Raw genomic sequence first — 13,045 nt, 5'->3', positions numbered from 1 at the left:
GCGCGGGAGCATGTCATTTATCGCGGCCCCAGCGCGTTCTGGCGGCGTTGGGCCGCGTTCCCGTGCCCGAAAAACGTGCATGCGAGACGATTTGACCCTGGCTGGCTTGTTTTCTGTGGACCCACAACGGCCGGCGCTTACTGTTGTGCCGTCGAGTAGGGGATTTTTCATTCGAAACAATCGTTTAAGGGGGTGGGTTTGCCACCTTCGGCGCAGCGTTTTCATGTGCGGTCGTAGAACAGGTCTTTGACCGGCGCGCGGCACCACGCGATGTGCTGGTTCGGCGATAAAGCAAACGAAACGACAAGAACCAACTGGGATAAGTGACATGAAGAAGACTCTATTGATTGCCGGGCTGTTGCTCGCCTCGGCCTGCGTCTTGCAGCCGGTTGCGCCGGACCCTGCACCGCCGGTTCATTCGGGCGGCGATCCGGCTCTAAATGCGGACATTCCGTGCGTTGATGCCTCGGGCAACTTCGCGCCGTGCGAGTGACGGCCCGGATTATGCGATATGCAGTTGCGTTGAGTGTGCTGGCTCTTGCGGCCTGCGTTGATCCATTGCCGGTGGGCGCGGGCCGGGACTCTTGGGCCGGTCCTTGGCACCGCCCCGCGTGAGGCGGTGGGGCCTGGGCCGTTCCTGACCGGGGGCGGCGGCTCGACCGGCGCAACCGGGATCGGCACCGCCGCATCTACCCCCTATCCGGATGGGTTGCCCGGGTTCGGGCGCACCAACCCCGATGCTGTCAACGTCGGCGGACAGGAGGGTGTGGTGGTTATCATCGGCTCGTTTGATGAGCTGTCGTCCCTCCTAACCCAGGCCGAGATCTATGGCTTGCAGGACTACCGTTCTGCGCCGCGCGGCTGTGGCGTGGTCTACGATATCTATGGGCGCGGCTTCGCGGAATGCTGAGGGCTTTCTGACGGTTTGGGTTGAGCACAGACACCTTCTACGGCTCCATACCGATCCGTGACGGATGCGGCTACTGGGTTGATATCTACGGTCGTCGCTACGGCACATGCACCTGATGGCGTAACGTGAAAGCGCCGCCCGTTTCGATTGGGCGGCGCTTTCCTTTTACTTGATCGGCTGCGGGGTTGCTGCCGGGGCACCGCCCTGGCCGAATCGTTGCGAGTTCCCGCACCACGTAGTCGACATACATGGCGACGTTGCGGTCATATTCCTCGTTCGGGCGGGGGTCGGTGCGGCTTTCCACGCCGATGATCCGGTAGCGGTCGCCGTCCTGGATGAAGAGCGGTGAGCCGCTGTCGCCCTGCAGCGTGTCACACTGGTGGACGAGGACGTTTTGCGGGGCCACTTCGATGAACGGGCAATCGAGATTGCCGGTCAGCGTGCCTTGCTGGTCGTAGGAGTAGCCCGCTTGCAGGATGTCGGGGCCGCCACCGGCTTGGAGGGCGGAGATTTCCTCAGGCGTCAGAACGCCTACATCCATCCAGCCCAGTTGCTCGCCCAATGGTTCGTCGAGGTACAGGAAGGCGTAGTCCGTCCCCTCCTGCTCCCCATTCAGGTAGCCTTGGGCGACGTGGTAGCCCGTGATGCCTGCACGCGCGACGTGGTTGCCGTTCTGGAACCCGGCGAGGAATTCGACCGGTTGCGAGACAATGCGCCCGTTTTCGGCCAGGCAATGGGCGGAGGTCATGATTGTGGCAGGCCCGATCAACACGGCGGTGCAGGAGGCGTCTGAGAGGTCGAGGAAGCCGATCATGTTCCAGGGCGCTTCGGCGGCATCCATCACGATGCGGTCGTCATTGCCGAAGAAGGCGCGGTCGAAGGAGGGCCCGTAATTTTCATATTCCGTGATGGCGAGGTCGGCCACGGGAAGCGCGCCGGAGACGGGGGAATAGGTGCCGACATAGATGTTGTAGGCGCCGGTGGTGGGCGTGTCGAAGCGGATGCGGGGGTTCAGGCCCGCGAAATCGTCGTTGCAATGGTAGGTGCCGTCGGGTGTCTGCACGAGCAGGACGGTATCGGCGCCGGAGGTTGCGAAGAATTGCAGCGGGAAGCCGAGATCACCGGAGGTGAAGTTCAGGCGGAAGTTCGGATCGCCCGAGAAGTGGCCTTGGCAACGGTTGCCGGTGCGTTGGTCGGTATAGGTGCCGATATGCGGGCCACCGGCCTCGACTTGCACTTCATGCGGGTCGGGCTGGAAGTTGGTGACGAGGGAGACTTCGCCGAAGGTGGGCGCGCCGGTGCTGGCGCCGTCTTCGCCCGGTTTGTGGGCGTCGGCGAGGGCCGGAGCGGCGAGAAGCGTCAAAGCGGTGGCTGCAAGAATGCGCATATTGGTGCCTTTGGTTGTGGCTGATGCGTTAAAGGTGGCCGCTGGCGAGGGGTGGCGCAAGGTAAGGAAATGCGGGGAATAAACGGGATTTGATGACGCGGAGTTGATTTTGGGTGAGGGGATGGAGAGGGTGGAGGTGGATTTTGTTGAGGGTTTATAAATGGTTCGTTTGGGTTTGGCTGTTGTTGTGGTTTTGGTGGTCGGATGTGTGGGGGAAGGGGATCAGTGCACGCAGGTGATCGATCCGGACACGCTGGAGGTTGCGGAGTTGGTGTGTGAGTGACGGGGGCGATTTCATTTTGTTAAACCAATAATTTGAGACTGGGCCATCCCGAAAACGAAGCAGCGGTCGACACCTACTACTTTCCGTGCCAATGACCCGAGTCTTCTCATTGCGCGAGGAAAGCATTCTGCTTTAACTGGATCTCAGTGAGCGAGCATTAGTAGAAAGCTGGCGAAAGAGATGTCAGCAAAGATCAAACACGAAAATTGACCGAGGCTTCGGTTTTGAACGAAGAGAGGTTGCGCAGGGTGGTGGCAAAAGCCGAACAGACACGAAATGGCGAAACGATCCGAGCGCTATTCTCAAAGTAACCTTGGGAGGAGGAGTCGTTTATGAAACCACAGATGTATCGAATGGTTATTGGGAGGCTTAGGGGATAACGCGAAACCTAACGAGATAAAATCCATCGAAATTGCGTCTCCAAAAGAAGGGAACAGCGAGGTAGAATTTTCAGTTTTTCTTGGAGAAGACGGAGTGGATTTTAGCCGTCGAAGGTCGAAGAAAGGGAGCACTGCCTTTGTGTTTTTCTCAGATCTCAAAGACTACATCGCAGAAAATGTCGCACGAGCAGTCTAGTTTTCTTAGAGAACCTTCACTGGCTCCGGTTTCTCGTGGTTCTTTTGTTTCCCGCTCTTCCATTATCGTTCATGATGCAATAGTTCTGTTAACTCGATTGACTCCAACGTTGGCGATAGTTCAATTCTTGAAGCCGCAAGGGAAGCAAGTAGCGAGCGAGGCCCTTGGCCTTCTGATAGAGTATGAAATCTCACGGTACGAACAGGCGATTGCAACGACCGGTTGAGCGGCGCGAAAGCGCGCGCCGCTTCGTGTGGCCATTAGCAGCGATTATGATCGTCACATTACGTTTTCAGTGAAAGCAGCCTATCCAAGGTTAGAACATTTTTCGGCGGCGGAAGTAACTTCGTGTTCGGTTCTCAAGTCGCAAAACACGCGGCCAAAACATGCACTTCGAAACAGTCTTTTCGTTGGGTGGTTTTGCGTTGACGTTTCCTCGCTGAGTTTTGCCGCTGGTATGAGGCTCGTTCTCAGCTTGGACTGCTACCATGGCAAAGCGTAACGTAGCAGACTTCACCCCTGCAACGCCCGCACCACGGTCTCACCCTCTTTCGCTGACACCATCGCCTGCGCCGCTGCATGAGCTGCCTGCGAGCGTCGTATAATACGGGATCTTGTCCATCAGCGTGACCGCCGCGCATGGACCGTGAGTCCTCGACCGCTTGCGCGCCCTCTGTTGTGTTCATCACCAAGCTGCACGCCGCCGTCTTTCATGATGTCGACGATCGTGCGGCCGCCCTCGTAGTGTTTGTTCACGACCTCGGACGGGATGCCGTGGTCGCTGAGGAACGCGGCGGTGCCGCGGGTGGCGAGGATGGTGAAGCCGAGGTCTTTCAGCATCTGGGCGGCCTCGATCAGGTCGGGCGTTTTGTCGGCTTCCTTGATCGAGAGGAACGCGGTGCCCTCTTGCGGCAGTTCCACGCCTGCGCCGAGTTGGGCTTTCAGGAAGGCGCGGGGGAAGGTGCGGTCCCAGCCCATGACTTCGCCGGTGCTCCGCATTTCCGGCCCCAGAAGCGTGTCGACTCCGGGGAAGCGGGCGAAGGGGAGGACCGCTTCCTTGACCGAGTACCAGGGCGTGCGGAAGTCGGCGAGCGACATGGGGTCGCCGATCTCGATGGGGGTGTCTTCGTCCACGTCGACATGGGGCGCGTGGGTGGGGAAGTCGGCCAGTTTCTCACCGGCCATGAGGCGGGCGGCGATGCTTGCGATGGCCGAGTCCGTGGCCTTGGCGACGAAGGGCACGGTGCGGGAGGCGCGGGGGTTGACTTCGATCAGGTAGATCTCGTCGCCTTTGACGGCGAACTGGATGTTCATCAGGCCCACGACGTTGAGCGCCTTGGCGAGCGCCTTGGTCTGGCGGATGATTTCGTCCTGAACCTCGACGCTTAGCGTGTGGGGCGGCAGGGAGCAGGCGCTGTCGCCGGAATGCACGCCGGCCTCTTCGATATGCTGCATGATGCCCGCGACGTGGACATCCGTGCCATCGCACAGCGCGTCGACGTCCACTTCGGTGGCGCCGTCGAGGTAGCTGTCGAGCAGGACGGGGCTGTCGCCCGAGACGACCACGGCGTCGCGGATATAGCGATCAAGCTGCGCGGTGTCGCGGACGATTTCCATGGCGCGGCCGCCAAGGACGTAGGAGGGGCGAATGACGAGCGGGTAGCCGAGTTGTTCGGCGGCCTCCTTCGCCTGCTCGTCGGTTGTGGCGATGGCGTTTTCGGGCTGCTTGAGGTCGAGTTTCTGGACGAGCTGCTGGAACCGTTCGCGGTCTTCGGCGAGGTCGATGGCGTCGGGCGTGGTGCCGAGGATCGGGTATGCCTGCGGCCTCCAGCGCATTGGCGAGCTTCAGCGGGGTCTGGCCGCCGAACTGGACGATGACGCCGTGGAGGGTGCCGTTGTCTTGTTCAACGCGGAGGATTTCGAGGGTGTGCTCGAGCGTCAGCGGTTCGAAATAGAGGCGGTCAGAGGTGTCGTAGTCGGTGGAGACGGTCTCGGGGTTGCAGTTGACCATGATGGTCTCGTAGCCCGCATCGGAAAGCGCAAAGCAGGCGTGGCAGCAGCAATAATCGAACTCGATGCCCTTGGCCGATGCGGTTGGGGCCGCCGCCGAGGATGACGACCTTCTTGCGGTCCGACGGGCGGGCTTCGCACTCGGCCTCCCCCATCGCGGGCGCCTCGTAGGTGGAATACATGTAGGGCGTCTGCGCCTCGAATTCGGCGGCACAGGTGTCGATCCGCTTAAACTGGGCGATGACGCCAGCGCCGTGGCGGGCATTGCGGATCTCGGCCTCGGGGATGCCAGTGAGCGTGGCGAGGCGGGCATCGGTGAAGCCCATCATCTTCACGCGGCGGAAATCTTCGGGCGTGGCGAGAAGGCCCGCGTCGCGGATGCGCGCCTCTTCCTCGATGATCTCGCGGATGCGGGCGAGGAACCAGGGATCGAAGGATGTGACGTGCTGGATGTCGTCGTCGGAAAGTCCCTCACGCATGGCCTGCGCGATGACGCGGAGGCGGTCGGGGGTTTGCTGGGAAAGCGCCTTGGTGATCGCGGCGGGGTCGGTGCCGATGGCCTTCGATCTCGATTTCATCAAAGCCGGTCAGGCCGGTTTCCATCGACGCCAGCGCCTTTTGCATGGATTCGTGGAAGGAACGGCCGATGGCCATGGCCTCGCCGACGGATTTCATGGCGGTGGTCAGGTTCGGCTCGGAGCCGGGGAATTTCTCGAAGGCAAAACGCGGGATCTTGGTGACGACATAGTCGATTGTGGGTTCGAACGAGGCGGGCGTGACCTTGGTGATGTCGTTGTCGAGCTCGTCCAGCGTGTAGCCCACGGCGAGTTTCGCGGCGATCTTGGCGATGGGAAAGCCCGTGGCCTTGGAGGCGAGCGCGGAGGAGCGGGAGACGCGCGGGTTCATCTCGATCACGACCATGCGGCCATCTTCGGGGTTCACGGCCCATTGCACGTTTGAGCCACCCGTTTCGACGCCGATTTCGCGCAGCACGTTGATCGAGTGCGTGCGCATGATCTGGTATTCTTTATCCGTGAGCGTCAGCGCTGGGGCAACCGTGATCGAGTCGCCCGTATGCACGCCCATTGGATCGACGTTTTCGATGGAGCAGACGATGATGGCGTTGTCGGCTTTGTCGCGCACGACCTCCATCTCGTATTCCTTCCATCCCAGAAGGCTTTCATCGACGAGGATCTGGCCCACGGGGCTGGCATCCATGCCGGAGCGACAGATGGCCATGTAATCGTCGCGGTTGTAGGCCACGCCGCCACCGGTGCCGCCAAGGGTATAGGCGGGGCGGATGATGGCGGGCAGGCCCACGAATTCGAGCGTTTCCAGCGCGATGGCGACGCCTGCATCAAGGTCCTTCTTGCCGTCCACCATGGGGGCAGTGACGATCTCGGCCTTGGGGTTTTCGATGCCCAGACGATCCATTGCCTCGCGGAACAGCTTGCGGTCTTCGGCCATTTCGATGGCGGGGCGCTTGGCACCGATCATCTCAACGCCGAATTTGTCGAGGACGCCCATTTCTTCGAGCGCGAGGGAGGTGTTCAGGCCGGTCTGCCCGCCCATGGTCGGCAGCAGGGCATCGGGGCGTTCTTTCTCGATGATCTTGGCGACGGTTTCGGGCGTGATCGGCTCGATATAGGTGGCGTCGGCAAGCTCGGGGTCCGTCATGATCGTGGCGGGGTTCGAGTTGACGAGGATGACGCGGTAGCCCTCTTCGCGCAGCGCTTTACAGGCCTGGGCGCCGGAATAGTCGAATTCGCAGGCCTGCCCGATGACGATGGGGCCTGCGCCGATGATCATGATGGAGTTGATATCGGTTCTTTTCGGCATGGTGTCCCCCGACGGTATGACCCGGATGCCCGTGCAGCGGGCAAACTGCCCGCGTTATAGGGATGGGCGCGCGGGGTGCAAGGGGCCGAAAGGAGGAGCTGCACCTTTTCGGTGGAACTTTTGGGTGGGGGGCTACGTTCACCGGCGAGCGACCTGTTCTTGAAAGCGAAAGGCGATCTTTCCCATGACCCGACCCAAAGCCCTGTTTTTTGGCGCCATCGGCACCCTTTGTGAAACCAGCGACATGCAGCGCCGTGCCTACAACGCCGCCTTTGCGCATCTGGGTTTGGATTGGAACTGGGGCCGGGAAGCGTATCGCGACATGCTGAAGAAGCCCGGCGGGCAAGCGCGTGTCGAGGCCTATGCCGAAGTGCGGGGTGAAGATGTGGATGTCGAAAAAATCCATCGCGCCAAGGTCGCCTACTTCCAGGAGTTCGCCCGCGAAGGGTTGGAGCCGCGCCCAGGTGTCGTTGAGGTTATCGAGCGGGCGCAGAGCTCAGGTATTCTGTTGGGGTTTGCGACCACCACGGGATCGAAAACAGTCGATCTGATTTTCGAGGGGCTGGACGGAGCGGTTCCGCGCAACGCCTTCGGTTTCGTCGGGGATCGCGATTTCGTCACAGAAGGGAAGCCATCGCCCGAAATCTACCGTCTTGCGCTGTCCCATTTCGGTATCTCGGCGGCACAGGCCGTGGCCATCGAAGACACGCCTGAAAGCGCGCAATCCGCGTTGGCCGCAGGCATCGAATGCATCGCCTTTCCGGGAGAATCGGCGCGTGGGCGGAGCTTTCCGTCAGGTGTTGCGCACCATGTGGATCGGCTGCAGCCAAGCTTCTGTGGGCTTGGCCTTTCGGCGGCCTGAGGTCTGGGCGCTACAGCGTGCGGGCGCAAATGACGCGCCCGCCATCATTGCAGATACGACCCCCGACCATTCCGCTAAGGTGCACGGTTGCACCCTTCCCGATGAGAGGATCGCCCCCGACCATGCCACTGAGCTTTAGCTCAACGTCAGAGACCACGGTGGCCCTGCCACTGATCATGCCGTCGAAGTGGCCGGACTGGTTGAACAGATGGTCCCCAAAGATCATCGGCTTCATTCGGCGGCCTCTACCTTTGCGACGGGTGCGCGATAGAGGTAATCCCGGCTGAGCGGCACCGCGTCCTGCCTTTTGGCCATCTGGTATTGGAACACGCATTGGCGGTTGTGGCGAAAGGTGGTTTCGCAGGCTTTCAGATAATAGCGCCACATCCGGCAAAAACGGTCATCGAACAGCGCGCGGGCCTCGTCCTCGCGCGCCTTGAAACCGGTCATGCCAATGGCGGAGCGTCTCGGCATAATGCAGGCGCCAGACCTCAACGTCACAGCCGTAAAGCCCGGATTTCTCCACCGCTTTGGACATCTCGGACAGGGACGGGCAATAGCCGCCGGGGAAGATGTATTTCTGGATCCAGGGGCTGGTATAGCCGGGCGGGTCTGTGCGGCCGATGGTGTGGATCAGGGCCACGCCGTCATCTTTCAAACGCTCGCGCACAGTGCGGAAATACTCGCCGTAATGGGGCACGCCGACATGTTCGAACATGCCCACGGAGACCACGCGGTCGAACTGTCCCGGTGACGTGGCGGTAATCCTTCAACTCAAAGCGCACACGGTCTTGCAGACCCCGCCTCGGCGGCACGGCGGGTGGCGATACGATGCTGCTCTTCCGACAAGGTCACACCTAGGACCCGCACGCCGTAATCCCGCGCGAGTGTCAGGGCCATACCGCCCCAGCCGCATCCGATCTCGAACACCTCCATGTCCGGCTCAAGCAGCAACTTGCCGGCGATGTGGTGCTTTTTGGCCTCCTGCGCCTGGTCGAGCGTCATGGACGGGTCGGGGAAGTAGCCACAGGAATATTGTCGATCCGCATCGAGGAAGAGCTCGTACAGTTCGGAGCTGAGGTCATAGTGATGCGCCACATTTTCCGCGCGCGCCGCGCCGGGTTCCACTGGTCGATCCTGCGCCGCGCCCCGAAGATCAGTGCAGACAGCCAGCGCCACCAGACCCGGTCGCCCACCTTGGCATTGCTGACGGCGACGGCCAGAAAACCCTCAAGGTCGTCCTGCGCGATTGTCAGGCGGCCATCCATATAGCCCTCACCCACCGCCATATCTGTGTTCATGACAATCTTGCGGGGCAGGGCAGGGTCGTCGAGCGTGACCTCTACAGGCGCGACATCAGCCTCGCCGTACACGCGGCGGGTTCCATCGGGATAGGTCAAAGCAAGAGCACGGCGCTGGATGAAATCGCGCATCATGCGGTCAAGGATGCGGTCCCACATGGGCGGCCTCCCATAGCTGCTGGCAACTACGGAGTTTGCCTCAGAACGCGCTGAAAATCAAAAAGGCGCCGCTCGTGGACGAAAGATCGGCATATTTCAGCGCCTTGCCGAGCGGTGCTGGGTGCGCCCTGCCCATCTTTGTTCCGGAAATATGCAATAATGCGGCGATAGCAGCCAAGCGCGCCGCGACAGGTTACAGCGCGAACGGCCGCCCCAATCACCGCAGCCGTCGCGCGCGAAGCGCGCGCCCGGCGACGGCGCAGCCGGCGCAACCCCTTATCTGCCCCTCACGCTATGGCAAAAAGTCCGAAGGATCGACGGCTTCAAACCCGCGCCGGACCTCAAAGTGCAGGAAGGACGGATCGCCGCTGCCCACCTCGGCCACGGTCGCGCCGCGGCTCACACTGTCGCCCCGGCTGACGCGGATGTTCTGGATATTGGCGTAGACCGTCAAAAGCCCATCGGCATGGCGGACCACCAGGATCGGGACCTGATCGGTGTCTTGGGTGATCGCGGCCACTGTGCCGTCCGCGGCTGCACGCACCGGCGTGCCAGCGGCAGCCCCGATGTCGATGCCTTCATTGCCCGAGCCGTAGCCCCGCAGGATCGAGCCTTCGACGGGCCGGATCAGCCGCGCGCTGGATTGTTGCGGCGCAGGGGCGGGGGCGGCTTCGGGCGCACCCGTCCCCGTGCCTTCAAGATCTGGCAGGGTTGCGGTCTCGATCTGCCCGGGCAGCGGTGCGGAGGACGATGGCGGCAGGGGCGCCACAGAGGTTCCCGGTTCGGTCGCCTCGGGTGCCGCAGCATTTTCGATCACTATGGGGATCAGCAGGAACTGCCCTTCGCGGACGGCCAGATCCGGGCCAAGGCCGTTCCATTCGGCAAGGCTGCGCACCGACACGCCATAAAGGCGCGCGACCGAATAGGCGGTCTCGCCGCGTGCGATGCGGTGGCGAACGGGTTCTTGCCCGTCAGGCAATTGCGGACCAGATGAGGTCGGGTTCGCTGCATCGGCGGCATCGATGGCCCCGCGGGCAATGGAGGCGATGTCGTTGCCTGCGCCCGGCGTTGTTCCACCGGTCACGCGCCGCGGCAGAGCCAGAACCTCGCCGTCGCGCAAGGCATCGCCTGCCGAGCGTCCGTTGAAGCTGGCCAGCTCGTCTGCCCCAAGGCCGATCCGCGTGGCCACATCCGCGACCGTGTCGCCCCGGCGCGCCACGGCGACCTGGTAGCTGTCATAGGAAATCAGCCCTCGACTGTCGGGATCCGGGCGATCGGCTGTCACGGCTTCGCCGCGCGGTGCATTGGGCCGGAAATCAAAATCCCACTCTGACGGGGCGCCAACACAAGCGGCCAACAAAGCGGGCGCCATCAGCATCAGACTGCGGCGGGCAAAACGTATCATGGGCAGGCGCATGGCGCTCGAACCTTCCTCAATGTCGGCCTCGTACCGGGCCTTTGGCCTTTAATTGCATGGAAGTATAGCATGACCAAAGGGGAAATCGGAAGGGGCTTGCCCCGCAGGCGCGCGATGGGCGGGGGATTGCTCGCACCGTCGGTCCCACATCGGAGCAAGCGTGGGCGATGTGCGTTAGCCCGCACATGTGCTACACCAAACCAAATCGCTGGGATGGGATCTTTCAATGCCAACTACAAATTGGGAGGCGGACGCCTTTCTTGCCAAGATCACCAAGGTGATCCCGGGGATTGTCTATGTTTTTAACCAAAAGACCCAATCCAACGAATATACCAACACCACGCTGGCCGACATTCTGGGCTATTCCGAGCGCAGAACTGATCGAATTGGGCGACGCCCTGTTTCCCACATTGTGCCATCCCGATGATCTGCCACGAATTGGCGAATACTTCGCGTCCCTGCAAAACCTCGTGGACGGCAAAACGGTTTCGATTGAGTACCGCTTGCGTCACAAAAGCGGCCATTGGGTCTGGCTTTTGTCAAACGACACTGTTTTTGACCGCGATGAAGACGGGGCCGTGCATCGCCATATTGGTGTGGCGACCGACATCTCGCAGCAAAAGACCAGCGAAACCGCAATCGCGGCGACCCGGGATGAGCTTGAGACGATTTTCAACGCGGCTTCCAGCGGCATTGTCGCGATGGATGAGGGTGGCGTGATTGTCCGCATCAATTCCGCCGCGCGGCATATGCTGGGTGGGATCAGTGCTGAGGTGCCTTTTGCCTGGCCGGAGGCGATCCAGTTTCTTGATCCCGAGACGATGCAGCCCCTGATTGCCAGCGCCGATCCTTTGCGCCGTGCACTGGCCGGGCATTCCTTGCAGGGCGAGACACATTTGATGCGCCGCCATTCCGGGTCCGAGTCGGCACGTTATGTGCGCGTGGGCAATGCCGGCGTCGCCCATGCGGAAAGCAATATCCACATGGTGCTGGTGCTCGACGATGTCTCCAACGAAGAACGCAACCGGCAGGTCATTGAACGCAAAAGCAGGCTCGACGCACTTGGTCAGCTAACGGGCGGTATTGCCCATGACTTCAACAATCTGCTGGCCTCGCTGCTCTACGCCATCGACCTGGCGGGCAAGGCCACGGATCCCGATGCACGGGCAGATTACCTTGAGACAGCTGCGCAGTCGGTCAAGCGGGGCTCTGCACTGACAGCACGCCTTCTAGCCTTTGCGCGCCGCCAACCGGGTCTGGCCACAGTCCGGTCGACCGCTGAGGTTTTTGAGGATTTCAAAGCCTTGGTGCGCCCCATGATCGAAGCGCATTTCGAGATCGAGGTGTCCGTCAGCGAGCCTGACCTGCGTCACAGATGTGATCAGACCCAGCTTGAAACCGCATTGATGAACCTGGTGCTGAACGCCCGCGACGCCATGATACGCTCTGGTGAGGGCAACCGCATCCAGATCAAGGCCCGGCCGGTTCTGGCAACAAGCGAAACTCTGGACGACACCCAAAATGCAGGGGTGCACGAGGACGATTCTGCCTTGCGGTATGTCGAAATCAGCGTGTCGGACAATGGGCCCGGCATGGACGAAGAAACGCTTGCACGCTGCACCGATCCGTTTTTCACAACCAAAGAGAGCAATTCCGGCACGGGCCTTGGGCTGGCCATTGTCTATGGGTTCATCAACCAGTCCGATGGAGATTTGCGCATCTATTCGGAAGACGGGATCGGCACCACGGTGCAGATGACTCTGCCGCGAGGCACATCGCAGGGCAAACGCGAGGGGGCGGTCCACAAAGCGCCAGTCGAACAGGGCGCGGGCGAGACGATCCTGGTGGTCGAGGATGAATTCATGCTGCTGAGCATGATGACAGATTTGCTGGAAAAGCTGGATTACGACGTCGTTACGGCGACCTCTGGCCAGCAGGCTTTGGACCTGATCACGTCAGGCGCGACAGTTGATCTACTGCTGACAGATGTTGTGATGCCGGGCAAATTGGGCGGCTTTGAGCTGGCCCGCCTTGCCCGGGAAACCCGGCCCGATCTGCCGGTGATCTATGTGTCGGGATATACCGGGTTCACGGCGTCCGAGATGGGCGCAGTCAGTGCCCCGCTTTTGCAAAAGCCCGCGCCGGCTGACGAATTGGCCAGTGCAATTGCGGATGCGTTGCACGCGGCATAAGGATAAGTCCGCAGACTGATTCAAGACATTCGAAGGATGATATTTCATGCGCGGTTTCGGTTGACCGCTTTTTGCCTGGTGCGGCCGCCCTTAATCGTCGCGCCTAGCT

Annotated in this window: 14 protein-coding genes and 1 pseudogene; 6 read left to right on the top strand and 9 right to left on the bottom strand. The window is 61.3% G+C overall.

The window, feature by feature from the left end; translation table 11 throughout:
* Window positions 1–328: 328 nt before the first annotated feature.
* Together ACZ1HK_RS08525 and ACZ1HK_RS08520 are read left to right on the top strand one after the other, a co-directional pair.
* Complete coding sequence (locus ACZ1HK_RS08525; RefSeq protein WP_472628349.1) at window positions 329–493, top strand: hypothetical protein; 165 nt, start codon at window positions 329–331, stop codon at window positions 491–493.
* A 33-nt stretch (window positions 494–526) separates the two neighbouring features.
* Complete coding sequence (locus ACZ1HK_RS08520) at window positions 527–910, top strand: hypothetical protein (protein ID WP_472628348.1); 384 nt, start codon at window positions 527–529, stop codon at window positions 908–910.
* A 97-nt stretch (window positions 911–1,007) separates the two neighbouring features.
* On the opposite strand, the gene ACZ1HK_RS08515 is transcribed toward ACZ1HK_RS08520, so the two are convergent.
* Window positions 1,008–2,297 (bottom strand): trypsin-like serine peptidase, encoded by a 1,290-nt coding sequence (locus tag ACZ1HK_RS08515; protein WP_472628347.1) that lies wholly within the window; start codon window positions 2,295–2,297, stop codon window positions 1,008–1,010.
* 160 nt (window positions 2,298–2,457) lie between these two features.
* On the opposite strand from ACZ1HK_RS08515, the gene ACZ1HK_RS08510 reads away from it, so the two are divergent.
* On the top strand, window positions 2,458–2,580 hold the full coding sequence (locus ACZ1HK_RS08510; RefSeq protein ID WP_472628346.1) for a hypothetical protein: 123 nt from the start codon (window positions 2,458–2,460) through the stop codon (window positions 2,578–2,580).
* Between the two features lie 1,089 nt (window positions 2,581–3,669).
* On the opposite strand, the pseudogene carB reads toward ACZ1HK_RS08510, so the two are convergent.
* Window positions 3,670–7,005 (bottom strand): annotated as a pseudogene (carB, locus tag ACZ1HK_RS08505) (carbamoyl-phosphate synthase large subunit).
* Between the two features lie 184 nt (window positions 7,006–7,189).
* Between carB and ACZ1HK_RS08500 the strand changes: the two are divergent.
* Window positions 7,190–7,867 carry an HAD family hydrolase gene (locus tag ACZ1HK_RS08500; protein ID WP_472628345.1) on the top strand — a complete coding sequence of 226 codons (678 nt, stop codon included), beginning with the start codon at window positions 7,190–7,192 and terminating at the stop codon, window positions 7,865–7,867.
* Between the two features lie 10 nt (window positions 7,868–7,877).
* Here ACZ1HK_RS08500 and ACZ1HK_RS08495 read toward each other — a convergent pair whose 3' ends face one another.
* The 7 genes from ACZ1HK_RS08495 to ACZ1HK_RS08465 form a co-directional block, all read right to left on the bottom strand.
* Complete coding sequence (locus tag ACZ1HK_RS08495) at window positions 7,878–8,102, bottom strand: hypothetical protein (RefSeq protein WP_472628344.1); 225 nt, start codon at window positions 8,100–8,102, stop codon at window positions 7,878–7,880.
* The gene (locus tag ACZ1HK_RS08490; RefSeq protein ID WP_472628343.1) at window positions 8,099–8,254 is read right to left on the bottom strand and encodes a hypothetical protein; all 156 of its coding nucleotides are present in this window, start codon (window positions 8,252–8,254) and stop codon (window positions 8,099–8,101) included. The genes ACZ1HK_RS08495 and ACZ1HK_RS08490 overlap by 4 nt, the downstream gene beginning before the upstream one ends.
* 13 nt (window positions 8,255–8,267) lie before the next feature.
* Window positions 8,268–8,585: a class I SAM-dependent methyltransferase gene (locus tag ACZ1HK_RS08485; RefSeq protein WP_472630807.1), complete on the bottom strand. Its 318-nt coding sequence runs from the start codon at window positions 8,583–8,585 to the stop codon at window positions 8,268–8,270.
* A gap of 56 nt (window positions 8,586–8,641) precedes the next feature.
* The gene (locus ACZ1HK_RS08480) at window positions 8,642–8,965 is read right to left on the bottom strand and encodes an SAM-dependent methyltransferase (RefSeq protein ID WP_472628342.1); all 324 of its coding nucleotides are present in this window, start codon (window positions 8,963–8,965) and stop codon (window positions 8,642–8,644) included.
* Window positions 8,869–9,327 (bottom strand): DUF7884 domain-containing protein, encoded by a 459-nt coding sequence (locus ACZ1HK_RS08475; RefSeq protein WP_472628341.1) that lies wholly within the window; start codon window positions 9,325–9,327, stop codon window positions 8,869–8,871. The genes ACZ1HK_RS08480 and ACZ1HK_RS08475 overlap by 97 nt, the downstream gene beginning before the upstream one ends.
* Before the next feature lie 40 nt (window positions 9,328–9,367).
* Window positions 9,368–9,505 (bottom strand): hypothetical protein, encoded by a 138-nt coding sequence (locus tag ACZ1HK_RS08470; protein WP_472628340.1) that lies wholly within the window; start codon window positions 9,503–9,505, stop codon window positions 9,368–9,370.
* A 114-nt stretch (window positions 9,506–9,619) separates the two neighbouring features.
* Complete coding sequence (locus tag ACZ1HK_RS08465) at window positions 9,620–10,744, bottom strand: peptidoglycan DD-metalloendopeptidase family protein (RefSeq protein WP_472628339.1); 1,125 nt, start codon at window positions 10,742–10,744, stop codon at window positions 9,620–9,622.
* A 226-nt stretch (window positions 10,745–10,970) separates the two neighbouring features.
* Here ACZ1HK_RS08465 and ACZ1HK_RS08460 point away from each other — a divergent pair, with 226 nt between their 5' ends.
* Together ACZ1HK_RS08460 and ACZ1HK_RS08455 are read left to right on the top strand one after the other, a co-directional pair.
* Complete coding sequence (locus ACZ1HK_RS08460) at window positions 10,971–11,171, top strand: hypothetical protein (protein ID WP_472628338.1); 201 nt, start codon at window positions 10,971–10,973, stop codon at window positions 11,169–11,171.
* A complete protein-coding gene (locus ACZ1HK_RS08455; protein ID WP_472628337.1) occupies window positions 11,131–12,936 on the top strand; it encodes a hybrid sensor histidine kinase/response regulator in 1,806 nt (601 codons plus the stop codon). The genes ACZ1HK_RS08460 and ACZ1HK_RS08455 overlap by 41 nt, the downstream gene beginning before the upstream one ends.
* Window positions 12,937–13,045 lie beyond the last annotated feature (109 nt).

The organism is Gymnodinialimonas sp. JB5-7 (assembly GCF_055693405.1).
Note: the sequence above shows the minus strand (reverse complement) of the source record. Positions and strands in the feature narration are given on the sequence as shown.